The sequence below is a fragment of the Methylacidiphilum kamchatkense Kam1 genome (assembly GCF_007475525.1).
GTDB lineage: Bacteria > Verrucomicrobiota > Verrucomicrobiia > Methylacidiphilales > Methylacidiphilaceae > Methylacidiphilum > Methylacidiphilum kamchatkense.
The window spans coordinates 942,500-968,664 of the sequence record NZ_CP037899.1 but is presented as its reverse complement, the minus strand read 5'-3'; the positions used below and the strand labels follow the sequence as shown (position 1 = coordinate 968,664).

Sequence of the window (26,165 nt, the reverse complement as noted above, 5' to 3'; positions counted from 1 at the left end):
GGATTTTCATTGCCATGCAATGTGGCTTTGTCGAGTTTTCCACAGGTATTTTGTTGCCAATGAAGAAAGCAAAATCCATCTGATCAATCTCGGCATTCCCAAAGAAAGAATCATTTTCAGTGGTATTCCGATTGATCCCATATTCAAACCTTCTCCAAGCAAGATTGAGCCGAAAAAAAGCCTTGGCTTTGATCCGGAGCTTCCTGTAATTTTGATTTCAGCTGGAGCCCTTGGAGTGAGTCCTGCTGAGGCCATCCTCGAATCTCTAGAAACGTTGCAAATGCCGATACAGATCGTTGTGGTCTGCGGAAAAAACCCACAAATGGAGGAAAAGATCCGAACAAAAGCCTCAAAGCTTTCCAATCATACTATTAGAATATATGGTTTTACAGATTCAATGCATAAACTGATGGATGCGGCTGATCTTTTCATTGGCAAGCCAGGCGGATTGACCGCTTCAGAAGCTATGGCCATGGGCTTGCCAATGATTATTATTTCTCCAATACCCGGTCAAGAAGAATTTAATAGCGATTATCTGTTAGAAAAAGGAGTTGCAATAAAATGCAATGAATTTACAACATTAGCCTATAAAGTAAGTTATCTTCTTTCCCATCCCCAAAAATTGCAACAAATGAGAAAAAATGCTTTTAAACACAGTACCCCTAAGGCTGCCTACAAGATTGTCAAAATTTTGTTGGAAGACGAGCTTAATCCCCCTGAACCAGTTTGCTTGTCACCAGGACAAAAAGAACACGCATGACGCTTTTCCATTTATTCGACCAATTAAAAACCGAATATTTTAATTTATTTTATTGAGAATTGTTTGGTCAATACAAAGGAGATCGTTATGGTTAAGAGACCCGTCGCCTCCAAACACCCCTCCAGAGAAAATGAAAAAAATGTATCCTTTGAATGGCCCCATCATGAATTTTTATGGGGCGTGGCTACCTCCCCCTATCAACACGAAGGAGGAATGAATGGAGAAGGCGAACCGCTCAATAATTGGGCATGGGCAGAACGGGATAATCAGGTCGAACCTTCTGGGAAAAGTTGTAATTTTTGGAATCTGGCGGAAGAGGATTTAAAAAGAGCAAAAGCCCTTGGTCTTAATGCCTTTAGGCTTGGAATAAGTTGGAGTCGGATACAACCAGTCTATGATTTACCTCATCCTGAGAATCCTTCCTTTTTAGAGCCCCCTCCCTTTGATCCAACTGTTCTGGCTAGATACTCTGAAATCCTTGCCTATTGCAGAGCTCTTGGTTTGGAACCAGTGGTTACCCTTCATCATTTTACCCATCCTGCTTGGTTAGGACTTGATGCATGGATTCATCGATCCACTATCAATCATTACTTACGTTATGTGGAGTATACTATAAAATATCTGTTGGAACATCTGCCGAAAGATTTTCATTGTGAACCTCCAAGATTTTTCCTTACCGTCAACGAACCTAATATGCTCGCGACCTGTCATTATCTGTACGGATATTTTCCTTCCGGGGCAAACCGGGGAATTCATGCAGCCACCACCTGTTTAATCCATCTACTCGAAGCCCATTCCAGAGCTTATTTTCTGATTCACTCTCTGTATAAGTCCCATGGCTTAAAACCCTATGTCAGTTTCAACAACTATTCCAGTAACCTCTATTGGCTGGATTTAGCCTGGTTAGATCTTCTGCACGCTAACTATTTTGGTATCAAAAAACAAAAACTTTTCTCCTATCTTTGGGATAGAGCAAGACAGTTAGATTCAGCCTTCGATAAAGCACGATTTAGCTCTATATCTCTTGCTCGAAAAGCCTTAGGTTTTCTTCTCAAAAAAGCGCAACATTTTCTCGCTTATGCCTGTTCGTTCGAAAGCGCTTGGAAAGAACTACTTGAAGTTATTTATGCTTCCAAACAAAGGCCTTTTGATTTCATAGCATTTGACTACTATGATCCTTTTGTCGAACACGCCTTACGATGGCCAAGATGGAATGACGAATTACCAAAACGCAATAAAACTTTCCATGAATGGATGATGGAAGCTTTTACAAGTAAATGGTGGGATTGGAGAATGCTTCCTGAAGGATTGGCCTTTGTTACCCATCAACTTACTCATTATCAATTACCTTTATTGATTTCTGAAAATGGGCTAGCTTACCGCTATACTCCTTCAGGGATGATGGAAAAAAGAAGAGATTCTGTATTAAGAAGTCATTATATTCGAGCGCACGTCCGCATCGTAAACAAACTTCGAGAAGAAGGAGCACCGCTTTTTGGCTATCTTTATTGGTCTTTGGTTGACAACTACGAATGGGGCTCTTTTTCACCCCGATTCGGCTTGTATTCTGTAGATTTCCAAAACGGACTCTATAGGAAAGAAATTGATGTTTTTGGAGAAAATCCGGCAAAAATTTATGCTGAAGAGGTTCAAAAGGCCAGGATTAACAGGATCAGTTGGAAAAAATAGTTATTGGAAAAAATAGTTATGAAAGACCCAATTATTTATACAGGAGGAGAACTCCAAACCAATGCGTATCTCATCTCTGGAAAGCATGGTTATATTTGTATTGATGCTCCGCAGGGCATCACTTCATTTCTTAAGCAGAAGAAAATTGAAGTAGATAGTCTTCTTCTTACCCATGGACATTTTGATCACATATGGGAAGCTCGTTTAATCGAAAAATCTTTTCACTGCACTGTCTATGTTCATCCTTCCGATTATAATTTAGTCCAAAATTCCGGAGGTGTTGCCTATATGGGTATCAAAGGAGCCATAGCCCCTCCAGAAGAAATCATTGCTTTACCTGTACTTGCAGGCGGCAGTGTGCATTGGGGATGCAATGGAGTAGAATTTATCCTTTTTCATATTCCAGGACATAGTCCAGGGAGTGTTGCTTTTTATGTTCCAAGGATGCATGCTGTCTTTTGTGGGGATATTCTTTTTGCTGGTTCTATAGGGAGAACAGATCTTCCAAATGGAAATTTCTCGGCCCTTCTGGAAGGAATTAAAAACTATCTTTTTTCTTTGCCTCCTCAAACCGTTGTCTATCCTGGGCATGGCCCGTCAACAACCATTCAGAAAGAAAAAGAAACAAATCCTTTTTTCAAAGTGAAAGATTAAAAATTCTTTTCCTGTTTATTAGATAAAATAAAAATTGTCTTTTTATTCTTACCAACAAGCATTATTAGAAAAAATAAGATTTTAAAACAGGGAAAAGCTGATGGACATTAAAAAAATTATAGAATCTCGAATGGGTGAAAATTATTCACTTCATTATCAATATATCAATAGAACGCTCGTTCAGGTTCAAAGGATCATTGGGTTTGATAAAATTTATACCAGAGCACAAGGTGCTTATCTGTTTGATAAAGAAGGCAACAGATATCTGGATTTTCTTGGAGGTTTTGGCGTTTTTGCTGTTGGCAGAAACAATCCAAAAGTAAAAAAAGTGATCGAAGAGGTACTCGATTTGGATTTGCCGAATATGGTCCAGATGGATTCAGCTCTCTTGAGTGGTCTCCTTGCTGAAGCCCTTGTAAAACGATTTGAGGCCTGTGGAGCCTCTCATCTGAATGCCATCTTTATATGTAATAGTGGGACAGAAGCTGTAGAAGGGGCTATAAAATTTGCTAGAGCTGCAACAAGACGGCCTCGAATCCTTTCTCTTACCAACTCTTTTCATGGACTAAGTATGGGTTCTCTATCCGTCTCAGCAAATCCCTATTTTCATGAAGGATTCGGTCCTTTTTTACCCGGCTGTGAACATGTCGTTATGGGAGATTTAAATGGTCTAGAACATGAGCTAAAAAAGGGAGATGTGGCTGCTTTTCTTTTCGAACCTGTCCAAGGAAAAGGAATTTATTTTCCAAGAGATAATTACTTTGAGGAAGCTCAAAAATTATGTAGAAAATATGGCACTTTGCTGATTAGTGATGAAGTTCAAACAGGTTTAGGGAGAACGGGAAAATGGTTTGGATTTGAACATTGGAATCTTGAGCCAGACATTGTGACGCTTGCAAAAGCTTTAAGTGGTGGCTATGTGCCTTGTGGAGCTATAGCTACCCGAAGAGAAATCTATCAAAAAGTCTTTAATCGGCTCGATAGATGTATCGTTCATTCCTCAACGTTTGGGAGGAATAATCTCGCCTGTGCTTGTGGGCTTGCTACCTTATCCATACTAGAGGAAAACAACTTAATTGAGAACTCCAAAAACTGTGGAGAAAAGATTGAAACGGCTTTGATTGGTCTCCAAAAAAAATATGATTGGATTAAAGAAGTACGGGTCAAAGGGCTTATGATTGCCATTGAATTTGGTGAACCCAAGTCCATCACTGGAAAAATGGCATGGAAGACCATTCATTCAATGGACAAAGGGCTTTTCCCTCAATTAATTGTTTCTACCCTCATGTCTGAACATAGAATATTGAGTCAAGTTGCAGCAAACAATCTGGACATTGTCAAATGCCTTCCTCCTTTGATCATAGGAGATGAAGAAATCAACTATTTTATCACTTCCTTGGAATCGGTTCTTGAAGAATTAAAAAAATTCCCTGGGCCCTTGTGGAACTTAGGAACCAATTTCTTAAAAGCGATGAGAGCACAAAAAACAGATGGTTAGAATAACAAACAGGTTTTTCAACCCTCCGAAGAAAAAAAATCAGCCTCTTTAGTTGACTCTTTATTGATATTCCCAAAGCCCCCCCTTTTTCCAGAAAACGGAGCGAGACCAATAAAAAAGATACTGTTGGGCGTATCCTGCAAAAGGACCAAAATAGCTAGAAGAAAAGCTCAGAAGCTCCTTTTTCGATATTTTTCTTTTCTCAAGAAGATTGAAATAAAAGGTTTGCAATACTCTTTCCATCCATCTATCAATAGGAAAGACTTCCATTCTAGCGTATCCAAAAAGCAGAACACAATCAGCTATCTTCCTCCCAATTCCTGGTAGTTCCAAAAGGGTTTGTCGAATAGTGTCTGTTGAGGCAGTTGCTAGCATTGATAAAAATTTTTTATTCTCTTTTGCAAAAATGGAAGCCACTTTCCATACATAGTCGGATCGAAATCCAAGTTTACATTGTTCTAAAAGAGAAGGTCCTTTGGTTAAAATATCTTCAGGGGAAGGAAAAGAAAAAAATCCTGGCAAGACCTCTTTTCCATAAAATCGCCTTAACAATTGGGTGATTTTACGAATTTGAATGATAGGCTTGGCGGACGAACAAAGAAAGCTAAGGATAGTTTCCCAAGGATCCTGTTTTAAAATCCTCAGTTTTTGAGAAAAAAGCCTTGCTTGGTTTAAGATAGAATCATCGGAAGGAAAACTGTTAAAAACTTTTTCAAGATCGAATGTGGTTTGAAAATATTCTTGGAATTCATCCAATGATCCTAATGGACTATAAATGGATAATTGATCGCTTGCTGGAAAAATTGCATAAGGAATTGTCCCAGCTTGTCCAATCCATCCCCCCTTATCTAATCTTTTCCAAGAGAAAGTCTGTCCACAGCCTAAAGTGGCATCCAGGTTCAGACATTCACTGGATATCGTCCCAATAAAGGGCCAATCATTGACGATTTGATCCATTTGACATTAAAGTTTAATATTTTAATGCATTGTTAAAAACCAACTGATCATATTATTTTTGAAATCCCATTTATGAAGTTTAAAAATTATTACGAAACATTAGGAGTCGACAAAAACGCAACTCAAGATGAGATCCGAGCTGCCTTCAGGCGCCTTGCCAGAATTTATCATCCGGACGTCGCTAAAGACAAAAAAGAGGCAGAGGAGAAATTTAAAGAAATAAACGAAGCTTATGAGGTCCTGAGCGATCCAGAAAAAAGAAAAAAATATGATCAGATGTTCCTTTCTTGGGATAGAACCCAAGAAGAGTTTGTCCCTCCTTTCTGGTCATATCCTAAAGGTTGGGAACACCAAGGAGAGTATGGACCAAGTTTTGGAGGCACTGGATTTAGCGATTTTTTTGAGATGTTTTTTTCTGAACCTGGTGGATTGTTTTCAAATTTGTTCCATAAAAATGGAGAAACATCTCTGAAGAAGCAAAAAGGGAGAGATTTAACGGCTGAGATCTTGGTCAGCCTTGACGAAGTGCTTCACGGATCGGTGCGACAAATCACTGTAACTCGTCCTATGGATGGTGGGAGCCGTAAAGATACCTATCAAATAACTATTCCTGTTGGTATTGAGGAAGGGCAAAGGATCCGCCTAGCTGGACTGGGAGAACCTTCGGCTTATGGGAAACCAGGAGATCTCTTTTTAAAAGTTAAATATGCAAAACATCCTTTTTTTAGGGTAGAAGGCAAAGATCTTTATTATGATCTAGAAATCCCACCATGGGATGCCGCATTAGGCGCTACCGTCCAGATTCCAACACTAGAAGGCAAAGTTAATTTAAAAATACCAGCGGGGTGCAAATCTGGAACCAAACTTCGATTAAAAGGACTTGGCCTCCCTTACTTGGATGGGAAAAAAAGAGGAGATCTTTACGCTGTTATATCTATAAACGTACCCCAAGCAGTCAACAATGAAGAAAAGAAACTTTGGGAACAACTAAGCAAAAAGAAACACTTGTAAGAGAAAATGAACCCTAAAGAAAAGACAAACGACCAAAATCTTCTCTCCCTTTCCATTCCTGGAATGGGTGAAGGAAAATTAAGACTTTATTCTCTTGAAGCCTTGTCCAAGGAAACAGGCATAGATTTAGAAATTGTTTCTTTGTATCTACACCTTGGCTTAATTACTCCTTGGGAAACTGTTCATGATAAGCTTTATTTTAACGATGATGCAGTGTTTTTACTTAAGCAGTTTGAAAGATTAAGACTTGAACATCGGATGGGATTTCAAGCTTTACGCAGTTTTTATAGAATGTTCAAGACCTTGCAAAAATAAGATCACTGAGATCATGTTCTTTCTTTTTCTCTTTTCATGAACACTGCAAAAAAAAGCCAGCCGTTCTTTCTTTCTGAAATCTTCTCAATAATAAAGGAAAAAGGCCCTATACCCTTCAACGAGTATATGGCCTTACATTTAGGACACCCCAAGTACGGCTACTATGTCCAAGGAACAAAAAAACGCATAGGGAAAAATGAAGATTTTTTTACAAGTGTTTCTGTAGGAACGCTATTTGGTGATTTTCTTGCAATGCAATGCACTGAAGTTTGGAAGCAGTTGGGGAAAAGGGATTCTCTTTGGATCCTTGAGGCAGGAGCTGGAGGAGGAGAACTGGCCTGTGACATCGTTGATTGGTTGGACAAGAACGAATCGGAATTATCAAAAAACTTGTCCTACCTTTTTCTTGAGCCTTTTTCTTATAACCAAATTCAACAGAAAAAGGAGATTCATCAACGGATTGGCACTACTGACCGTTTCTTTTGGATTACTGAATGGGAAGACCTTCCCATGCTATCTGATTTCACTATCCTCATTGCCAATGAATTTTTAGACAGTCTGCCGGTAAAACGAATAAGTTTTCAAAAGGGAAAGTGGATGGAGCATTATGTCGGAATTAATCACGAAAATAAACTTTGCTTTATCGATCTGCCAGTTAAGGAAAATAGTCAGTTAGCATGGATGATTGACGAGTTAGGGATTCCAAAAATAGAAGGGTACACAACAGAAATTCATCTAGAAGCAATGGAATGGATTAAAAAAGCTAGTGCTAAAACCTCCTCTTCTCTGTTTTTCATCATTGATTATGGTTTAACCAAAGAAGAATATTTTGCACCGTGGCGCTCTAAAGGTACCCTTCGCTGCTACAAAAGCCATCAAGTTTTTGCCAATCCACTACTTTTTCCTGCCGATTGCGACATTACAACACATCTGAATTTTGGCTTAATTCTTAAAGCCGCTGAAGAAAGCGGGCTCGAAGCCATTGGATGGCTAAATCAACATCATTTTTTCATGGGATTATTAGATAAAATGTGTATTATAGACCCCCTTTTCCTTGTTAAAAATCCAAAAAGAGAAAGCTGGATAAGAAAATTTTTTATGCTTTCTCATCCTCATTTCATGGGAGAAAATTTTAAATTCCTTCTCCTTGTTAAAAACCCCTCCCAACCTCTCTGTTTATCGGGTCTCAAATTTTGTCGTTCCAAAAGGCCCTAAAAGAGGAGTTGAATTGTTTTGTTTCTATTCAAAAAGAATTGTATTCTAACACAATTAAATTGAAGACAATTTTATCCTTTTTTCTTTCGTTCTTACAAACGTTTTTACTTTTTCTATGCGACCAATCAATATAGATGAAAAACGGGTAGGACTTCTTGCCCCGGTTTTTTCATTAAGGAGAGAAAACGATTTGGGAATTGGGGATACCAAAGCGGTGCTTTCCACAATCGATTTTTGCAAACAGATGCATATAAACTACTTACAAATCCTTCCAATAAATGAGACCAGTGAAGACAATAGCCCCTACAATACTCTAAGTTCCATTGCTTACGATCCCATGCTCGTTACTATGGAGCCTGATTTTATTCCTGGACTTAGTTCAGAAGATTTAAAATTTTCGAATTTAGAAAAAGAAAGGCTTGAAGATCATTTGATTGACTATAAGACCGTAAAATCGATCAAGAAAAAACTTTTCGAAAAAGCCTTTTATAGGTTCATTGCTTCCTCTCACCTTGTCAAGAAAAAGGAATTTATACTTTTTTGTAAAAATAACCAAGATTGGCTTGCTACCTACACTCTTTTTAGGTTTCTTGTGGACGAAAATGCTGGAAATACACATTGGAACGATTGGCCAGAGGAAATAAAAACTTACGAAAACGCAATCGAATGGCTTAAAAGACAAAAAGATCAAAAGTGGATTTTAGAAAAACGCCGTTTTTATTCCTTTATTCAATGGGTTGCTTATACTCAATGGAAACAAGTAAGAGAATATGCTGATTCCAAAAACATAAAACTGATGGGAGATATTCCCTATGGCATTAACAGATACAGTTCAGATGTATGGGCTAGTCAAGAACTTTTTGATTGTCAATGGAGTTGTGGTGCCCCACCAGAAACTTTTTTTCAAGGAGATGAGTTTGTAAAGAAATGGGGACAAAATTGGGGCTTCCCTTTGTATCGATGGGAAAATCATGAAGCTGAATCTTTTCGTTGGTGGAAGAGAAGGATCCTTCAAACAACAAAAATTTTCCATGCTTTTCGGCTCGATCATGTTCTTGGATTTTTTCGAATCTACGCCTTTCCTTGGTTCCCTGAACAAAATAATGAATTCCTTTCACTCTCTACCGAAGAAATAAAATCAAAAACGGGAGGGAAGCTTCCACGATTTTTCCCTGGTCCTGATGAACCAGAGACGTCTGCCCTTATTAATGCCAATCAAGGGAAAAAAATACTAAGTGTTATCCTTGAAACCGCGAAAAATGAAATCGTCATTGCTGAAGATCTTGGTTTAGTCCCTCACTACGTTAGACCTCTTTTACAAAAAATGGGGATTCCAGGTTTTACTATTCCGATGTTCGAAAGGCTAGCTGACCATTCCTATAAGCCAATCACCCAATATCCTGCCCTATCGGTCGCTACTTATGCTACCCACGATCATCCTCCTTTGAGGGTTCAATTTAATCAGCTCTGTCAAAGAGCTGCTCAAAATCCTAATAGTGAAGAGAGAAGAGAGCTACAGAGAATTGCTGATTTTCTCGGATGGAATATTTCTGAGCTTCCAAACCATTATGACTCACGACTCCATCTCAGATTTATTGAAACTCTTTTACATTCTCCCTGCTGGCTTGTTGTTTTTACTATTAGTGATCTTTTAGGAATAGAACTTCAATTCAATCATCCTGGTTCAAGACCTGAAGACAATTGGAAAGATAGATTAGATAAACCCATAATGGATTATCTCGAAGAACCAGAATTTGGTAGTAAGCTAAAAAAAATCAAGGAGCTTATAGATCAAACAAAAAGATCATAAATTTTCTTATGGGCAACAGATAGCAACTGAAACCATCATCAAAAAAGAAACTCTTCTTCAATTTTTTACTTTTTAAAAATATTCAATTATTCAATACTTTTAAGAGTTAAAATGAAGTCTGGTGCTATCAAAAAACAAATCTTTTCCTTGGGATTAGCATTGCTTCTGCCTATGTTGATCTTTGGGGGATGTGATCAAGCCGTTTATCTCTGGCAGTATGGTTCTATAACAGGTCCAGGGAAAAAGAATGCGCGTGCCGCCTTTGAACAAGACCTTTTCAATCCAGAAAATAGTAAAAAATTAAATATAGTAGGTCACCAAATCGTCGTGAATTACGTAGACATGCCTTCAATTAATCCATGGACTTCCCAAGAGGAAGCAGAAGTTCATGTGACCATTCAAGTCAAATTTAAAAATGGTAGAATTTTTCAACAAACCTATGATGGAACAATAATCCATACCCACGGAAAAGAATGGCACGTAAGTCCCATGTTAGTAAAAGCAATTGATACACAGCTTTCCGCTGTAAGTCGATCATGAAAGAGAAAGAAGTCTTAAGGATCCTTTTCTATTTTCCCCTTTATTTTCTCAAGACTCTGAAGCCTTGCTTTTTGCAATAAAGCTTCAGGATTATCTTTAAAAGATAAACCATTAATTTCTAGAAGAAAATCCCCTTTAAATTTTTCTTCTTTCAAAGCCTCAATAAAGTTTTGCCAATTGATTATCCCATCCCCAGGGACAAGATGGTCATCCTGCTGGCCTAAAGTATCCTGAATATGCAAAGAGACCACTCTCTTAGCGATTTTTTTATATTGTATATCAATATCTGCTTGATGGTTTAATAAAACATGCCCTGTATCGAAGCAAATCCCTACATCTTCTGGAAAAGAGGAAACAAGATGAAAAAGAAAGTCTAAATTCGATCCAAGGAATTGAGGCAATAAAGTTTCTAAAGCTAAAATTACTCCTAATTTATGGGTATATTGATAAATGATTCCAATATTTTTTCGAATCAACTCAAGTCTCTTATTTTCTTCTGTTAATTCAGAAAACTGATTTTTTTCCACCCCAGAAGGATGGACCACAAGAATTTCTCCGCCAATTTCCTTTAATGCCTTAGCCGCAGCTACAGTCACATTTATAGATTGTTCTTGAATGGAAGGATCTGGATGAGAAAGGTCAAAGGAAGGATAAAAGGGACTGTGCAAACTAATCGCCTTTAAATTAAAAGCTGCAAGTTGAGTTTTAAGCTCCTTAAGCTCTTTGAGATTTTGGACATCAAAATGGGTGTATTGTAATTGAGAATCTGGAGAAGACCAAATTTCAACGACTTCGAATTTTTCTTTAGCAATTAAAGGTAAAACTTCAAATATAGGCCTATCAGAAAAGACACTTGTTGAAATACCCAGTCTCATACATCCTTTTTGGCTGCCCGGCATGGACTCGAACCATGACTAAAGGCTCCAAAGACCTCTGTGCTACCATTACACCACCGGGCAATACTGCTCTATTATTCCTGGTTGCTTTGCTTCTTTATTCCCCCTGGCTACGAGAATATCCCTCTATTCCGTTAAAAGTATACAATAACTCTGTTTTAGTGAATTCCAATCCAATTTTCTGGATTCGATCCAAAAGTCTAACAACATCACCATGAGAAATGGTTGAATTATTTTCTTTATTTTTAATAAAACGGCATTGATAGGGACCAGCCAACAAAGCTTCCTCAAAGCAAGCAGGCCATACGGACATGCCTCTATTCGCAATCGATTCCAAAATAAATGGATCAGAACAGCCCTTTAAATGGTTTGCTAATTGAGCTGGATAAGGAGGATATTCAACAAAAACATCTACTCCAACTAGCTCTTTTCTTTCTTGAGGAAGAACAATAGAAAAATTTGTTTTAGGATTTTCTTTAAATTTAGTGGAACAAAAAGGTTTTAATACCTCCGGTTCTTTCCCTAAATTCTGGATGATTTGATCGGAAAATTCTTTTGTACCAACTTTTTTTCTACTGACCCCTTCTCTAAAAATGTCATACGTATGAATGCCTTCCTCTATGGTCCTAAGCCAAGCATTATAGACGCGATCAGCAACCGCATTTTGTCCAATGTGAATAAGCATTTGAACAGCGGCCAAAAGAAGCCCAGAAGGATTGGCAACATTCTGTCCGGCTCTCCTAGGCGCAGATCCATGAATAGCTTCAAACATAGCATATCTATCACCAATATTGGCCGAAGAACCAAGGCCAACAGATCCTGCAATCTGAACGGCTACATCGGATAGAATGTCCCCGTAGAGATTAGCCAGAACAATCACATCAAAGGATTCTGGACTGTCAGCGAGTTTAGCCGAACCAATATCAATAATCCAATGCTCCTTTTCAATATCTGGATATTCTTGCCCAACCCTTTCAAAAACCTTATGAAACATCCCATCTGTAATTTTTAAGATGTTATCCTTTGTAAAACAACTCACTTTCTTTCTTTGAAAGCAACGAGCATATTCAAAAGCATACCGAATAATTCTTTCGGTTCCCTGAAAAGACAAAACTTTCAAGGCTTGATAGGAATCAATACTCTGTCTATGTTCTATTCCACTGTAAAGATCCTCTTCGTTTTCTCTGACAATAACTAAGTCCAATTTTGGATGTTTTGTAAAAATAAAAGGATGATAAGCTACACAAGGCCTTACATTTGCAAAAAGCCCTAAAGCTTTTCTAAAGGTGACATTCAAGCTTTTAAAGCCACCTCCCTGTGGAGTTGTTATTGGTGCCTTTAAAAAAACTTTTGTTCTTTTTAGACTTTCCCAAGCTGAAGGATCGATCCCAGTGGGGTTTCCCTGCATATAAATTTTTTGACCAATTTCTATGGTCTCAATCTCCAACTCAGCTCCAGCAGCAAAAAGGACTTTTAAAGTGGCCTCCATGATTTCCGGCCCAATGCCATCTCCATAAGCAACAGTAATTGGTACTTTTTTCATATGATTTATTTTTTTAAATTTATTAAATTATTTCATTTTTAATCCATATTAAAGACTTAATTTCCATCAATTAGCCAAGTATTTAATTACCCACCATCGAGATTGCCCCCCAGTTGCAGAAGAAAGGCCAACTAAAACAGGGGCTGCAATGAACAAGCCTGGGCCGGTGGCCGCACTTGCCCCATAAGCCCCTGCAACCCATATGGCTTGCCCGGCAGCAGATCCAAGGGCAGCGGTTGCTCCGCCCGGTAAAACCCCATAAGCTTGGTACTCCAATAGGCCATCTGCCCCCATTTTTTTAGCCTTTTTAGTAATATCTTTTAGTAAAGAGGATTTTCTCAAACCACTTCTTCTATCATGAATGATACCGATAATCTTGTATGGCCGAGGAGGCAATCCATCATACCAGACATCAATACCATTAATTTGTTGAACAGAAGCTCCTTTCCCTTTTTGCCTTCCTCCTCCTTCATAAGGAATATAATTAGTTGAGGAACAGGCCCAGACTCCTAATAAAAGCAAAAAAAACAATAGACTTTTCTTTAGAAGACTTTTCATTCTTTATGCAGAAAAAAGTTTTTTATTTACTTCTCCTTCTTATCGTTCTGCGAGCGAATATACTTAAATACCCACCAACGTGACTGTCCGCTTTGTGCTCCAGAAAGTCCTGCAGAAGCCGGTCCAGCATAGGGCAACCAACTTCCCATTGTTGATCCATAGGATTGAGGAAAGTACATTGCGTTTGTGCCAAAACCAGCCGCAGCTGCAGCTAATTGATTGGCAGCAACTGCATAAGCTTGATATTCAATAACCCCATCGGCACCAATTGACTTTGCTTTCTTAACAACATCCTTGATCAATCCAGAAGAAAAAAGACCACTTCTTTCATCGTGAATTACTCCAATAATCTTATACTTTTTGTTCGGAAGACCATCAGACCAAACTTCAATTCCCTGGATAACCCTTTTCCCTCCCCCTTTTCCTTCTTGTATTCCATCTCCATGATAAGGAAAATAATTGGTATGTACACATCCACAAAAATACAAAAAGAGCCCAGCCATTAGAATTATTTTAAAAGAATTATTAAAAATATTATCGATAAAATTCATAAATTTTATCTTTTCATCAAATTTAGGTAATTCTTTTAAAGAAAACGCACCTCAGTCAATAAAATAAAGCAATTAGGCAGATGCAGGAATTTCTTGTTCTTTTGAAAAGATGAGAGGAAATCGCCTCTTTATATCAAGTATGTTGGCTTGCCATGGATTTAAAATAATAAAGATGCAAACTGACTGCATCTTGTCCAAGGAATTGGCTTACTGAAGCGGAAGACCCGCATTGGGTAGTTCGTTGAAAATAAGCCAGTTCCTCGTCAAGCTGCTCTCCAGTGTATCATTAGATCTCGGAGATACAGGACAGCCGATACCCAATATAGAGCATACAGCTCAAGTAGAAGGAGTTAAAAAGAATAAACATCCCTATCTTCAGCTTCGAACTGGTGGGGCCGTTTCCAAGATGCTCACGTATTTTCTCTAGAAGCCCATCGGAGATGTAATACTCTAGACGCGGGAAAAAATTATCTAGCTTCAGTCTCAAGAATTAAGCACAAGCCTAGAACGAGGTTTTACCTTTCCCGTATCCAATCCACAGCATTGAGGCTAGATAGCAGCCCCGAGCTTTGAGGTCTTATGCTCCGTCATCAAGAGAAAAAAAATCCCTTACTTAAATAAGTAAGGGATTTTATTTCTGGCAACGCCCTACTCTCACGTACCCTATCGGTACACTACCATCGGCGAAGACATGTTTCACTTCCGTGTTCGGGATGGGAACGGGTGGTTCCATGTCTCTATGGTCACCAGACCTCTTCCTTTGTATACAAAGGAAGAGGTCTAGAGACCGACTTCGTTCTTTGAAAACTGCAGGTTAATTGAGAATAAAAGACCTAAGCACTTAGAGAACTACAAGCCAATCGGGCTATTAGTACCGCTCCGCTCCATGCATTACTGCACTTCCACGCGCGGCCTATCAACGTGGTAGTCTACCACGGCCCTGATGGGGAGATCTCATCTTGGGAATGGCTTGGCGCTTAGATGCTTTCAGCGCTTATCCTTTCCGGACATAGCTACCCGGCGCTGCGCCTGACGGCACAACCGGAACACCAGCGGTCCGTCACTCCCGGTCCTCTCGTACTAGGGAGTGAACCCCTCAGATCTCCAGCGCCCACAGTGGATAAGGACCGAACTGTCTCACGACGTTCTGAACCCAGCTCGCGTACCGCTTTAACCGGCGAACAGACGGACCCTTGGGACCTTCTCCAGCCCCAGGATGCGATGAGCCGACATCGAGGTGCCAAACCGAGCCGTCGATATGGACTCTTGGGCTCGATCAGCCTGTTATCCCCGGCGTACCTTTTGTCCGATGAGCGATGGCGATTCCACATTCAACCACCGGATCACTTGGTCCTACTTTCGTACCTGCTCGACCCGTCGGTCTTACAGTCAAGCTCCCTTCTACCCATGCGCTCGACGCACGATTGCCAACCGTGCTGAGGGAACCTTAAGAACTCCTCCGTTACTTTTTAGGAGGAGACCGCCCCAGTCAAACTGACCAGCTGCCATTGTCCCAAATCTCGATTCAGAGAGTTTGGTTAGAACTTCCGTTACGGAAGAGTGGTGTTTCATTGGCGACTCTGCTTCCTCCGAAAAGGAAGCTTCACAGTCTCCCACCTACGCTAAGCAACCATAACAGAAGTCCAGTAACAGCATACAGTAAAGGTGCACGGGGTCTTTCCGTCCTACTGTGGGTAGGCGGCATCTTCACCGCCACTATAATTTCACTGAGCATCTCTTTGAGACAGTCGCCAACTCGTTACACGATTCGTGCAGGTCGGAACTTACCCGACAAGGAATTTCGCTACCTTAGGACCGTCATAGTTACGGCCGACATTCGCTGGGACTTGGGTTCAAAGCTTCGCCTTGAGGGCTAACTTCTCCCCTTAATCTTCCAGCATTGGTCACGTGTCACTCCCTATACGTCGTCTTCACGACTTTGCAGAGAGCTGTGTTTTTGTTAAACAGTCGGTTGGCGCTGTTCACTGCGACCTCCTTTGCAGGAGGCACCCCTTTTCCCGAAGTTACGGGGCTAATTTGCCGAGTTCCTTAAAGAGATTTCACTCACGCGCCTGAGTATACTCTACCCACCCACCTGTGTCGGTTTCCGGTACGGGCACCTTAGTCTACCCGGAAGCTTTTCTTGGCATTTCATTTGAAAGATCCCCTCAGGATTTCTCCCTCAGGTCCCCTTGCGGGACAAGGACTTTCAGCACCTCGCCTTTCTCTTGAAATGCGTCCCTTCCGGTTAAATGTCGGTGGTGCTGGAATATTAACCAGCTTGACATCGTCTACGCCCTTCGGCCTCAACTTAGTCCCCGACTAACCCTGGGAGGACGAACCTTCCCCAGGAAACCTTGGGTTTACGGCGGGCCGGATTTTCACCGGCCTTATCGTTACTCATGTCTGCATTCTCACTTCCAAACACTCCACGGTCGGTTACCCTCCCGCTTCACAGTATTTGGAACGCTCCTCTACCGTGTCTTAACGACACCCGCAGCTTCGGTATGCAGCTTAATCGCCAATCATTTTCGGCGCAAAATTTCTCGGTGAGTCAGCTATTACGCACTGTTTAAATGATGGCTGCCTCTAAGCCAACATCCTCACTGTCTAAGAAATTTCACATCCTTTCCACTTAGCTGCATTTTGGCACCTTAGCTGGCGGTCTGGGTTGTTTCCCTCTCGACGATGAAGCTTATCCCCCACCGTCTTACTCCCATGTTCCACCCTGTGGTATTCAGAGTTTGATTGGATTCGGTACCCTGGTAAGGGCCCTAGTCCATTCAGTGCTTTACCCCCACAGGTCAGCACATGAGGCTAGACCTAAATCTATTTCGAGGAGAACCAGCTATCAGGGGGTTTGATTAGTCTTTCGCTCCTACCCACAGCTCATCGGAGACGTTTTCAACCGTCACCCGTTCGGACCTCCATCACCGGTTAAGGTGACTTCATCCTGGCCATGGGTAGATCACCTCCCCTTCGGGTCTACTGCCTGCAGCTCAAACGCCCTATTCAGACTCGCTTTCGCTTCGCCTCCATCCTAAAAGGATTTAGACTTGCCACAGACAGTAACTCGCAGACTCATTAAGCAAAAGGCACGCCATCACCCTTTCGGGCTCTGACACCTTGTAGGCACACGGTTTCAGGTTCTATTTCACTCCCCTCATCGGGGTTCTTTTCACCTTTCCCTCACGGTACTGGTTCACTATCGGTCGCCAGGTAGTATTTAGCCTTACGCGGTGGTCCGCGCAGATTCACGCGAAGTTTCCCGTGCATCGCGTTACTCAGGATACCACCAGGCGTTGCGCAAGCTTTAAGATACAGGCCTCTCACCTTCTATGGGGCGACTTTCCATCCGCTTCTCCTAGCTCTACAACTGCCTATATGGTGGTCCTACAACCCCAGTCAGCAAGCTGACTGGTTTGGGCTGTTCCGCTTTCGCTCGCCACTACTAACGGAATCGCTTTCGCTTTCTTTTCCTCCGCTTACTGAGATGTTTCACTTCAGCGGGTTTCGCTTATCCAGGTCTATGGATTCAACCTGGTATGGTACGACATTACTCGTACCGGGTTACCCCATTCGGAAATCCCCGGATCAAAGCGTGCTTCCCACTCCCCGAGGCTTATCGCAGGTAGCCACGTCCTTCATCGCCTCCTGGCGCCAAGGCATCCACCATGTGCCCTTGCTTGCTTGTAACTCTCTTTAAGTACTCTTAAATGTTTTACTCTCAATCACCTGCAGTTTTCAAAGAACAGTAGCCTTTTAAAACTTCTCCATTCCCCAAATTATCAGAAAAATCTCTGTCAGGAAAATCGGAATGCCCACCATCTGGGCCTGACTGGGCTCGAACCAGTGACCCTGCGCTTATCAAGCGCATGCTCTGACCAACTGAGCTACAGGCCCAATCGAACTTAGCATATTATCACTCACTTAATTTTTCTCAAATTACCCAACTATGCTCCAAGCCCAATACCTTTGGGCCAATCGTATGCTGGTGGAGGCAAGGGGATTCGAACCCCTGACCTACAGCTTGCAAAGCTGCCGCTCTCCCAACTGAGCTATGCCCCCGATAATCTATTCGTACGATTATCGTTTCTTTCCTTCTTTTCCAAAGCAGGCCAAGGTGATTCATTCCTCTTTGCCTGACAAAGTATTTTGTCGTTGCTTTCTCTCCCTCCCAGAAATGCCTATCTCTGGAGTAAGAGATACTCAACAACAAAATCAGCTAGCTAAAGTCAAAATGGACCCTCTTACCTTCTCCTAGATACTATTCTAAGCCGTTGGTGTTAGCTTTAAAAGGCTATGGTCGCCAGTTCAACAGAACTGAGTTGTGCAGAATCCTTATTATAAGGATTGCAGTATCATTTTTTTTACTTGCCTCCAATCAATGATTGCAGGGCAAGTAATCGACCTAAGCAACGAATATCTTCGGAATCTTACCGAATACTATCGCTGCTTTACTCCTTAGAAAGGAGGTGATCCAGCCGCAGGTTCCCCTACGGCTACCTTGTTACGACTTCATCCCAATCACTAGCCATACCTTCGACAACCTTACGGTTGGCTTCGGGTACAACCAGCTTTCAGGATGTGACGGGCGGTGTGTACAAGGCCCGGGAACGTATTCACGGCGCCGTAGCTGATGCGCCATTACTAGCGATTCCGGCTTCACGAAGGCGAGTTGCAGCCTTCGATCTGAACTGGGCCCGGTTTTTGGGATTTGCTCCACCTCGCGGTCTTGCTTCCCTCTGTACCGGGCATTGTAACACGTGTGCAGCCCAGGCCATAAGGGCCATCCTGACTTGACGTCGTCCCCACCTTCCTCCCCGTTATACGAGGCAGTCTGTTCAGAGAGCCTTTCGGCAACTGGACATAGGGGTTGCGCTCGTTGCGGGACTTAACCCAACATCTCACGACACGAGCTGACGACAGCCATGCAGCACCTGTGCCGTTCGCCCTTGCGGGCCATTGCCTTTCAGCAACTGAACACGGCATGTCAAGGCCTGGTAAGGTTCTTCGCGTTGCATCGAATTAAGCCACATGCTCCACCGCTTGTGCGGGCCCCCGTCAATTTCTTTGAGTTTTAGCCTTGCGGCCGTACTCCTCAGGCGGTGCGTTTAACGCGTTAGCTACGGCACTGGCGGGGTCGATTCCGCCAACGCCTAACGCACACCGTTTACGGCTAGGACTACCGGGGTATCTAATCCCGTTCGCTCCCCTAGCTTTCGTGTATCAGAGTCAGGTACCGTCTAGGAAGCCGCCTTCGCCACCGGTGTTCCTCTCGATATCCACGCATTTCACCGCTACACCGAGAGTTCCGCTTCCCCCTCCGGTCCTCTAGCTAGACAGTATCGAATGCAGTTCCTTTGTTAAGCAAAGGGATTTCACATCCGACTTATCTAACCTCCTACACACCCTTTACGCCCAGTAAATCCGAGCAACGCTTGGGACCTCTGTATTACCGCGGCTGCTGGCACAGAGTTTGCCGTCCCTTCCTCTCCCTGTACAATCAAACTTCCAGGTTTATTCAACCTGAAAGCCTTGGTCCAGGGTGACAGGAGTTTACAACCCGAAGGCCTTCATCCTCCACGCGGCGTCGCTCCATCAGGCTTTCGCCCATTGTGAAAAATTCTCGACTGCTGCCACCCGTAGGTGTCTGGGCCGTGTCTCAGTCCCAGTGTGGCTGACCACCCTCTCAGGCCAGCTACCCGTCTTAGCCTTGGTGGGCCATTACCTCACCAACTAGCTGATGGGCCGCGGGCCTCTCCTGAAGCGTAAGGCCTTTACAGGTCCCCTACTTTGATCTTTCGATCACATGCGGAATTACCCCATCTTTCGATGGGCTATTCCCCACTTCAGGGTAAGTTCCCACGTGTTACTCACCCGTTCGCCACTGAACTTGTTCCTTGTTGCCAAGGAACAAGCTTCGTTCGACTTGCATGTCTTATCCACGCCGCCAGCGTTCGCTCTGAGCCAGAATCAAACTCTCCGTAAAGAGAAAGATTCTTGGCTAAATGCTCTAAATTTTAGAGCAGGCCACAAAACTACTGCAAAACCTTACATAAGGTTCTGCACAACTCAATCCTGTTTTTAGGCGACCAAAAGTTATCAAAGAACAATTTTTAAAATTTTGCTTTATCGTAGGGAGTTTATCCTATTCACTCTCCCATTTTAGTCAATAGATTTTTTTTACTAAAAAAAAGAAAATTTATTTTTTCATCACAAATATAATACTTCGTAGAGTAATTTCAAATAGCCAAATAATCTTGTTATAAGATTGTTCTCTGTTATTATTCTTAATTCTTTCTAAATTATAACGCATCCAACAAATGGATTCCATTAACAGCCCTTCTCAGTTAAAAAAAATCAAACCCCACCCCCCTTCCATTGGATAAATCTTTTTTGTCATTCTAAACAATGGTTTTTTTTGCCACCCCTCTTCCTATTTTTCTTTGCCTTTGTTCTTCTTTCCTCCGGATCTTATTCCCTACCACTAATTGATCGTGACGAACCAAGATTTGCTCAGGCGGCAAGGGAAATGCTTCAAAAAAGAGATTTCATCGTTCCCTTCTTTAATGGTGAATTCAGGTTGGATAAACCACCCTTAATTTATTGGTTGATGGCCTTCTTTTATCAATTGTTTGGAGTTAATGAATTCTCTGCTAGACTCCCCTCGATCCTTTCTGCTTCAATACTAGCCACTGTTCTCTACGGCATAAGCAATCGCTATTGTTCTTCTATCCGATGGGTAGCACCTATAGGTTTTATTGTCTCCGTACAGACCCTTATTCATGGTAGATTAGCCACTGCCGATATGGTCCTAGTACTCTTTGAAACACTTTCTCAATGGGCATTTTTAAATTTACTTAAAAAGAAGTCTCATTTGTGGTTTTTTATTTTCTGGATTTCTCTTGCACTCGGTTTTCTTGCTAAAGGACCTATAATTTGGTTTATAGCCTTTATTACTTATTTGCTTCACCGGTTTGTTTTCTGGAGGAAACCTCTACCTATTGCCAATATTGCTCCAGTTCCAGGTTCGCTGTTGTGCCTTGCAATAGTCAGTTGCTGGGCTATCCCAGCATTGATCGAAACAAAAGGGCTTTTTTTCAAAATAGGCATTGGAGAACACATCATTCATAGAGGCATAGAAGCTTTTGATAATCGCCCATTCATTCCTTTCTATTATTTTGTATCTTCTTTAGTAAGCCTCTATCCAAACTCCGCATTTTTCGGATTTTTCTTGGAAACCTTAAAGAAAAACTGGTCAATGGAGAATAGTTTTTTGCTTTCCTGGTTTCTAGCTCCTATTCTCATTTTTTCTTTCTATGCCACGGAACTTCCCCATTATATCATGCCAGGCTTTCCCGCTTATTTTTTGTTAATAGCTCAAGGAATTAGTGAAGCCAAACAAACCAGATTTTCTTTTCTTTTTGCTCTCTTTTTTCTTGGATTATTTGCAATCCTTGCTTTAAGCCTTATATTTTTTTGCCTTTATCAAGGATGGCCTCAAGACAGTTCAATGAAGGATATTCCAATACTTGGAGCTTTGGTCCTTCTTTCTTTATCCCTTTTTGGTTTCACACTGCTTTCGTACCTAAAAAATCGTTCCCTCTCTATTCCTTCTGCCTTCATTATGGCCCTTCTGTATGCTTTGCTTGCTTCTTCCCTCTCTTTTTTATCCAAAGACTTACGGCTTCTTTCCCTCACCCTCAGACTCTCTGCTATGTTTAAAAATATGCCCGCTACCTCTATGAACTGTGCCTTGGGATATACAGAACCAAGCTTAGTTTTTTATTCGAATAGAAATTGGAGATGGGATACCGCCTTGCCAACTTCTCCTAAACCGCCCTTTTTTTTGATCCAATTGGAAGAAGAAACCTCTCTTGGAAAAGGACTAATGCAATCCTTTGAAAAGACCAAACAGCCCCAAAAAAAACAAGAAAAAGCAATTTCATTGGCCCCCTTCTCTCCACCCCCTGCATTGAAAAATCAAGAAAACCTCGGAGAAGGAAAGATAGAAGGATTAAATCTTGGAAGAATATCGTGGTCAAAAATTTATTATCATTATCATTATTGAACCTAGCGTGCTTCCTCTGAGAGATTTCATTAATTCATAACCCTAGAGAAGAGCCAAATCAACTAGGAAGGGTGGTCGCCCAATAAGATTTTCTGTTTTATCTAATTTTCTAAAATAGATTAAAAAAATATTTCTTTGCGCATCAACTATTAGCACTAAAAAGTAACTTTCATCCTAAATTGTGCCTATTTGTTTTTCCTCTTTAAAATGATTTCTATGTACCCATGCATTTCCAGAGGACTCAATGGATTAAGAGCACCATTTTTACATTTCAAAAACTACTTCTCTTTCTTTTTGCTCTCCTATTGTACTTTAAAGGACTTCGAGAGACTCTCCATAGTGAATCCCGTACTTTTGAGCTCACTATAGAAGATACAATTATTACTCTAGTCAAAGATCAAAAATTCCACACTTTTGCATTCAATGGCCAGGTTCCCGGCCCCTTATCCATGTTAAATATGGGGATGACTTAACTATCAAAGTCACAAACCTTACTACTCTGCCACATACGATCCACTGGCATGGCATTCTTCAAACCGGCACTTGGCAAATGGATGGGGTACCAAATATTGTCAATTCTATATCATCTTTTTGCTACTTTTAATATAGGGATTATTACTTATTTTGCTTGCCGATATATTAAAAAACAAAATTCTATAATTTATAGAGAAGGAAGTGCGACAGAGGTGTCTTGAGGTATATCTAACTTTTTTGGATAATCAACTATCCAATGAGCTCCTCTACTCTCTTTTCTTTGCAGCGCACTTTCAATAATAACAGCTGCTACCAAGGCCATATTCTTGGCTTTGACTTCAAGTAAGGATACTATTGCTTCTTTTTTTTCTTTATTTTTAAAAAAATCGATCTTCAGCCCAATTTCCTTTTTCGCCTTTTCCAGTCCAGCAACCGATCTCACAATACCAACACAATCCCACATTAATTTTCTTATTTCATCGATAACTATCAAGGTCTCACTGGCACTTTGCTCTTTTTTTTCAACCACAAGACAATACGGAAAATCCGAATGAATATCCGATCTTAAAATACTATTTTGGCTTATTGAAGATTTTGCCGCTCTTCCAGCTACGACGATTGCTTCTAACAGCGAATTGCTTGCTAATCTATTTGCTCCATGAAACCCTGTGCAGGCTACCTCTCCTGCTGCCCATAATCCAACAATCGAAGTCCTCCCATAAGTATCTGTCGCTACCCCTCCACACTGATAATGTGCAGCTGGAGCAATGGGCACAAGATCTTTAGACATATCGATCCCTTGGCTCAAACAATAGGAAAAAATATAAGGGAACCTTTCCTCTAACCATTCTCTTTGTTTTCCCCGAATATCCAAATAAACATAGGGAATATTTTTTTCTTTCATTTCCAAAAAAATCGCCCGACTAACAATGTCTCTGGGTGCTAGTTCACCCCTCGGATCCACACGCTTTAAAAAATGTTCCCCGCTTTGGTTTATAATTTTTGCTCCTTCTCCTCTTACCGCCTCACTAATCAGAAACTTTTGGGAACTTTGTTGAAAAAAACAAGTAGGGTGAAATTGAATCATCTCCATGTTTTTCAACAAAGCTCCAGCTCGATACGCCATGGCAACTCCATCACCTGTCGCACTTGATGGATTAGTTGTATGGAGATAAATTCCTCCGCAGCCACCAGTGGATAACAACGTATGGGGCGAAAAAAAAGCTCTAGTAGTCTTTTTTATTTTATCAAAAACATAGGCCCCACAGCAAATCCTATCGATGACAATAAGATCAATAGCCCATTGGTTTTCCCAGAGGATTATTTGTTTCCTTTTCTTTGCTTCTTTTTTTAATGCTTCAATAATTGCCATTCCCGTGTGGTCCTTAACATGATAGATCCTTCGATGGGAATGTCCCGCCTCTAATCCCAAGTCATAATTTCCTTCTGCATTCTTTGTAAATGGAACGCCAAGGCGTATTAAGTCTGCTATCCGCATAGGTGCTTCTTCGACAAAAGATTTAACGATGTCGGCCTTGCATAATCCATCTCCTGCCTTGAGTGTATCGGAAATATGCGACTCAAATGAATCTTGCGGAGAACTGACACAAGCTATTCCACCCTGAGCATACCAAGAACTGGAATGAGTAAAACTGCCTTTTAGTAAGACATCCACTCTGCCAAAACGTGAAGTTTCCAAGGCAAAAAACAATCCTGCAATACCTCCTCCAATGACAAGAAAATCCGTTTCAACTCTTTCCATTATTTCTATTAAAACCTAAAATGAATGATTTTATTTCAACAACGAAATTTTATGAGAGGCTTTGTGCTTCTTAACCCGGTGTAAAACAGGGAGAGGTTTTTTCAAATTTCGATAAGTTTGTACAATTGTCACTAAGTTATTAACTGTCCAATAAAGTGACAGAGCCGAAGCAAAATTATAGAAAAACACAAGGAAAAAGACAGGCATCCATTGAAAAACTTTTAATTGCGGATTGTCTGAAGCCTGAGGAGTCATCCGAGACAGAAGAATTTGTGTTCCAACCATTATTAATGGCAGAGGATTAATATCCAAATTAAGCATCGGCAAATGATAAACAGTATCTGGTTGCGTTAAATCTTTAATCCATAAAAAAGATTGGTTCCTTAATTCCACGGAACCCTGCAGCATTGTATAAAAACCGATAAAAATGGGTACTTGAACTAGCATTGGTAAACAACCACCAAGTGGATTCACTCCATATTCCCTATAAAGCTTCATCATTTCTGCTTGCATCTTATCAGGCTGGTCTTTGTAGCGTGCTTGAAGTTCTTTGAGTTTAGGAGAAAGCGCTTGCATAGCTTTCATATTACGGTTTGCGCTTGATTGAAGCGGCCAAAAAATTCCTTTCAGTAGCAAAGTAAATAGAATGATGTCTAAGCCATAATTAGGTACGAAAGAGTGAAAATGGACCATGCACCATACCAAAGGTTTCACTACCCATCCCCACATGCCATACTCCATAACTTTATCAATATGATCTCCCAGTTTGTGAAGTCGGGCATATTCTTTAGGACCACTATAAACTTTAAACTGAACGCTTAATATAGAGTTTGGTTCTAAGGATAGCTCAGAAAAACGAGCCCAGGCTTTCAGACCTACAGGTAGACGGCTTTGGCCTTCCTGTTCCAATGGAAATTGAGAAAGCTCCACAGGGATAGCTTCAATTTGAAAGGGAGGGAGACTCGATGGAGGAATTACAACAATGGTAAAATATTGGTTCTTAACAGCAGCCCAACGGAGAGATTCTGTCGGACTAGTAATAACGGTTCGAGGACCTCTCCAGTAAAACAATCCTAAGAAGCCTGCAGGATTGAAGTCTGGAAGGCCAATGCGACCAAATCGAGCTCCTTTAAGAGTAAGCCAGTTAGCAGCAATATTCTGGATCGCATCTTTCGCATGGATTGGAGAAGCTAACCCTATATTGAGTCTTGATGCTGGAAGATTTACGGAAGTTGAAGATCTATTGACCAGTCGCTGTTCCATAATAATCTGGTAATCTTGGCCAAGAGTAAAAACCCTTTCCAAGCTTACTCCTCCAGAAAGATCCCTTTTAAAAATGACTTTCCCCTCTTTCGTTTCGGATTGATATCCACTAAGATGATATTTCCCATCCCAACCAGAGAGATTAAGTAGAGGTTCTTCATCAAAACGATTTAAAAGAATGTTTTCTCTTCCTTTTGGACCTCGATAAAAGTGCTCTTTTAGTTCAATATTTTGAATCGCTCCTCCCCATGAAGTCAAAGCCACACGAATTTTATCGTTTTCAAGATAACTTAGCGTTTCTTTTCCAAGAGCAGGCGATTTTTCGAAACTTTCAAGGGGACTTAGAACCTGGCTTTCCTCATGATCCTTAGGAGCTTGTGCATTGGTGGCTAGCTCTTCAGAGGCAGAAGACTGTGGAAGCGAAGAAGGGGATTGCTCACTCTGACTTGGTTGATTCCTAACGTAATGATATTCAACATAGATTTGCCAAACCAAAAGCAAAACAAGACAAATGCCGAAACCAATCCAACCTTTTTTGTCCATAACCAATAGTTTGTTAATTACTAAAGAAAAACCAAAATTCCTTTCTTCTATC

General features: G+C 41.1%; 17 protein-coding genes, 3 tRNA genes, 3 rRNA genes and 1 pseudogene. 11 read left to right on the top strand and 13 right to left on the bottom strand.

Annotated features, from left to right (window positions below; genetic code table 11):
* Positions 1-19 precede the first annotated feature (19 nt).
* The 4 genes from kam1_RS10535 to kam1_RS04545 all read left to right on the top strand — a co-directional run bounded on the left by kam1_RS10535 (position 20) and on the right by kam1_RS04545 (position 4,601).
* A complete protein-coding gene (locus kam1_RS10535) occupies positions 20-760 on the top strand; it encodes a glycosyltransferase (RefSeq protein WP_276507660.1) in 741 nt (246 codons plus the stop codon).
* 87 nt (positions 761-847) lie between these two features.
* Positions 848-2,449, top strand: a complete 1,602-nt coding sequence (locus kam1_RS04555) for a glycoside hydrolase family 1 protein (protein WP_039721704.1) — start codon at positions 848-850, stop codon at positions 2,447-2,449.
* A gap of 18 nt (positions 2,450-2,467) precedes the next feature.
* On the top strand, positions 2,468-3,103 hold the full coding sequence (locus kam1_RS04550; protein ID WP_039721705.1) for an MBL fold metallo-hydrolase: 636 nt from the start codon (positions 2,468-2,470) through the stop codon (positions 3,101-3,103).
* A 100-nt stretch (positions 3,104-3,203) separates the two neighbouring features.
* Positions 3,204-4,601, top strand: coding sequence for an aspartate aminotransferase family protein (locus kam1_RS04545; protein ID WP_039721706.1), 1,398 nt, complete (start codon positions 3,204-3,206; stop codon positions 4,599-4,601).
* A gap of 60 nt (positions 4,602-4,661) precedes the next feature.
* Here the strand turns inward: kam1_RS04545 and kam1_RS04540 are convergent, their stop codons facing one another.
* Positions 4,662-5,558, bottom strand: coding sequence for a DNA-3-methyladenine glycosylase family protein (locus tag kam1_RS04540; RefSeq protein ID WP_039721707.1), 897 nt, complete (start codon positions 5,556-5,558; stop codon positions 4,662-4,664).
* A gap of 72 nt (positions 5,559-5,630) precedes the next feature.
* Between kam1_RS04540 and kam1_RS04535 the strand changes: the two genes are divergently transcribed.
* The 5 genes from kam1_RS04535 (at position 5,631) to kam1_RS04515 (ending at position 10,449) form a co-directional block, all read left to right on the top strand.
* Positions 5,631-6,569: a DnaJ C-terminal domain-containing protein gene (locus tag kam1_RS04535; protein ID WP_039721708.1), complete on the top strand. Its 939-nt coding sequence runs from the start codon at positions 5,631-5,633 to the stop codon at positions 6,567-6,569.
* A 6-nt stretch (positions 6,570-6,575) separates the two neighbouring features.
* Positions 6,576-6,884, top strand: a complete 309-nt coding sequence (locus kam1_RS04530) for a hypothetical protein (protein WP_039721709.1) — start codon at positions 6,576-6,578, stop codon at positions 6,882-6,884.
* Positions 6,885-7,010: 126 nt separating this feature from the next.
* On the top strand, positions 7,011-8,099 hold the full coding sequence (locus kam1_RS04525; protein WP_235277426.1) for a class I SAM-dependent methyltransferase: 1,089 nt from the start codon (positions 7,011-7,013) through the stop codon (positions 8,097-8,099).
* A 115-nt stretch (positions 8,100-8,214) separates the two neighbouring features.
* Positions 8,215-9,909: a 4-alpha-glucanotransferase gene (locus kam1_RS04520; RefSeq protein ID WP_039721710.1), complete on the top strand. Its 1,695-nt coding sequence runs from the start codon at positions 8,215-8,217 to the stop codon at positions 9,907-9,909.
* A gap of 111 nt (positions 9,910-10,020) precedes the next feature.
* Positions 10,021-10,449, top strand: coding sequence for a hypothetical protein (locus tag kam1_RS04515; RefSeq protein WP_039721711.1), 429 nt, complete (start codon positions 10,021-10,023; stop codon positions 10,447-10,449).
* 14 nt (positions 10,450-10,463) lie between these two features.
* On the opposite strand, the gene kam1_RS04510 is transcribed toward kam1_RS04515, so the two are convergent.
* The 10 genes from kam1_RS04510 to kam1_RS04465 all read right to left on the bottom strand — a co-directional run bounded on the left by kam1_RS04510 (position 10,464) and on the right by kam1_RS04465 (position 19,989).
* The gene (locus kam1_RS04510; RefSeq protein WP_039721712.1) at positions 10,464-11,324 is read right to left on the bottom strand and encodes a sugar phosphate isomerase/epimerase family protein; all 861 of its coding nucleotides are present in this window, start codon (positions 11,322-11,324) and stop codon (positions 10,464-10,466) included.
* Between the two features lie 10 nt (positions 11,325-11,334).
* Positions 11,335-11,408 (bottom strand) — tRNA-Gln (locus kam1_RS04505).
* A 34-nt stretch (positions 11,409-11,442) separates the two neighbouring features.
* Positions 11,443-12,888 (bottom strand): NADP-dependent isocitrate dehydrogenase, encoded by a 1,446-nt coding sequence (locus kam1_RS04500; protein ID WP_039721713.1) that lies wholly within the window; start codon positions 12,886-12,888, stop codon positions 11,443-11,445.
* Positions 12,889-12,954: 66 nt separating this feature from the next.
* The gene (locus kam1_RS04495; RefSeq protein WP_039721714.1) at positions 12,955-13,446 is read right to left on the bottom strand and encodes a hypothetical protein; all 492 of its coding nucleotides are present in this window, start codon (positions 13,444-13,446) and stop codon (positions 12,955-12,957) included.
* A 26-nt stretch (positions 13,447-13,472) separates the two neighbouring features.
* On the bottom strand, positions 13,473-13,997 hold the full coding sequence (locus kam1_RS04490) for a hypothetical protein (RefSeq protein WP_039721715.1): 525 nt from the start codon (positions 13,995-13,997) through the stop codon (positions 13,473-13,475).
* 635 nt (positions 13,998-14,632) lie between these two features.
* Positions 14,633-14,748, bottom strand: a 5S ribosomal RNA gene (gene rrf / locus kam1_RS04485).
* A gap of 96 nt (positions 14,749-14,844) precedes the next feature.
* Positions 14,845-17,693, bottom strand: a 23S ribosomal RNA gene (locus kam1_RS04480).
* A gap of 133 nt (positions 17,694-17,826) precedes the next feature.
* Positions 17,827-17,900: transfer RNA gene (locus tag kam1_RS04475), tRNA-Ile, on the bottom strand.
* Between the two features lie 89 nt (positions 17,901-17,989).
* Positions 17,990-18,065, bottom strand: a tRNA-Ala gene (locus tag kam1_RS04470).
* 400 nt (positions 18,066-18,465) lie between these two features.
* Positions 18,466-19,989 (bottom strand): 16S ribosomal RNA (locus kam1_RS04465).
* The 16S, 23S and 5S rRNA genes sit together here with 2 tRNA genes alongside, the layout of an rRNA operon.
* Positions 19,990-20,532: 543 nt before the next feature.
* Here kam1_RS04465 and kam1_RS04460 point away from each other — a divergent pair.
* Positions 20,533-22,071 (top strand): ArnT family glycosyltransferase, encoded by a 1,539-nt coding sequence (locus kam1_RS04460; protein WP_143958278.1) that lies wholly within the window; start codon positions 20,533-20,535, stop codon positions 22,069-22,071.
* 224 nt (positions 22,072-22,295) lie between these two features.
* A pseudogene (locus kam1_RS11235) lies at positions 22,296-22,639 on the top strand (multicopper oxidase domain-containing protein); the annotation flags it as partial.
* A gap of 93 nt (positions 22,640-22,732) precedes the next feature.
* On the opposite strand, the gene nadB reads toward kam1_RS11235, so the two are convergent.
* Both nadB and kam1_RS04445 read right to left on the bottom strand, forming a co-directional pair.
* The gene (gene nadB, locus kam1_RS04450; protein ID WP_052250499.1) at positions 22,733-24,307 is read right to left on the bottom strand and encodes an L-aspartate oxidase; all 1,575 of its coding nucleotides are present in this window, start codon (positions 24,305-24,307) and stop codon (positions 22,733-22,735) included.
* Positions 24,308-24,337: 30 nt separating this feature from the next.
* Positions 24,338-26,113 carry a YidC/Oxa1 family insertase periplasmic-domain containing protein gene (locus tag kam1_RS04445; RefSeq protein ID WP_039721753.1) on the bottom strand — a complete coding sequence of 592 codons (1,776 nt, stop codon included), beginning with the start codon at positions 26,111-26,113 and terminating at the stop codon, positions 24,338-24,340.
* Positions 26,114-26,165 lie beyond the last annotated feature (52 nt).

Coding starts and splice junctions, on each gene's coding strand:
- kam1_RS10535 (WP_276507660.1), top strand. CDS start 20: ATGTGGCTTTGTCGAGTTTTCCACAGGTATTTTGTTGCCAATGAAGAA.
- kam1_RS04555 (WP_039721704.1), top strand. CDS start 848: ATGGTTAAGAGACCCGTCGCCTCCAAACACCCCTCCAGAGAAAATGAA.
- kam1_RS04550 (WP_039721705.1), top strand. CDS start 2,468: ATGAAAGACCCAATTATTTATACAGGAGGAGAACTCCAAACCAATGCG.
- kam1_RS04545 (WP_039721706.1), top strand. CDS start 3,204: ATGGACATTAAAAAAATTATAGAATCTCGAATGGGTGAAAATTATTCA.
- kam1_RS04540 (WP_039721707.1), bottom strand. CDS start 5,558: ATGGATCAAATCGTCAATGATTGGCCCTTTATTGGGACGATATCCAGT.
- kam1_RS04535 (WP_039721708.1), top strand. CDS start 5,631: ATGAAGTTTAAAAATTATTACGAAACATTAGGAGTCGACAAAAACGCA.
- kam1_RS04530 (WP_039721709.1), top strand. CDS start 6,576: ATGAACCCTAAAGAAAAGACAAACGACCAAAATCTTCTCTCCCTTTCC.
- kam1_RS04525 (WP_235277426.1), top strand. CDS start 7,011: ATGGCCTTACATTTAGGACACCCCAAGTACGGCTACTATGTCCAAGGA.
- kam1_RS04520 (WP_039721710.1), top strand. CDS start 8,215: ATGCGACCAATCAATATAGATGAAAAACGGGTAGGACTTCTTGCCCCG.
- kam1_RS04515 (WP_039721711.1), top strand. CDS start 10,021: ATGAAGTCTGGTGCTATCAAAAAACAAATCTTTTCCTTGGGATTAGCA.
- kam1_RS04510 (WP_039721712.1), bottom strand. CDS start 11,324: ATGAGACTGGGTATTTCAACAAGTGTCTTTTCTGATAGGCCTATATTT.
- kam1_RS04500 (WP_039721713.1), bottom strand. CDS start 12,888: ATGAAAAAAGTACCAATTACTGTTGCTTATGGAGATGGCATTGGGCCG.
- kam1_RS04495 (WP_039721714.1), bottom strand. CDS start 13,446: ATGAAAAGTCTTCTAAAGAAAAGTCTATTGTTTTTTTTGCTTTTATTA.
- kam1_RS04490 (WP_039721715.1), bottom strand. CDS start 13,997: ATGAATTTTATCGATAATATTTTTAATAATTCTTTTAAAATAATTCTA.
- kam1_RS04460 (WP_143958278.1), top strand. CDS start 20,533: ATGCTTCAAAAAAGAGATTTCATCGTTCCCTTCTTTAATGGTGAATTC.
- nadB (WP_052250499.1), bottom strand. CDS start 24,307: ATGGAAAGAGTTGAAACGGATTTTCTTGTCATTGGAGGAGGTATTGCA.
- kam1_RS04445 (WP_039721753.1), bottom strand. CDS start 26,113: ATGGACAAAAAAGGTTGGATTGGTTTCGGCATTTGTCTTGTTTTGCTT.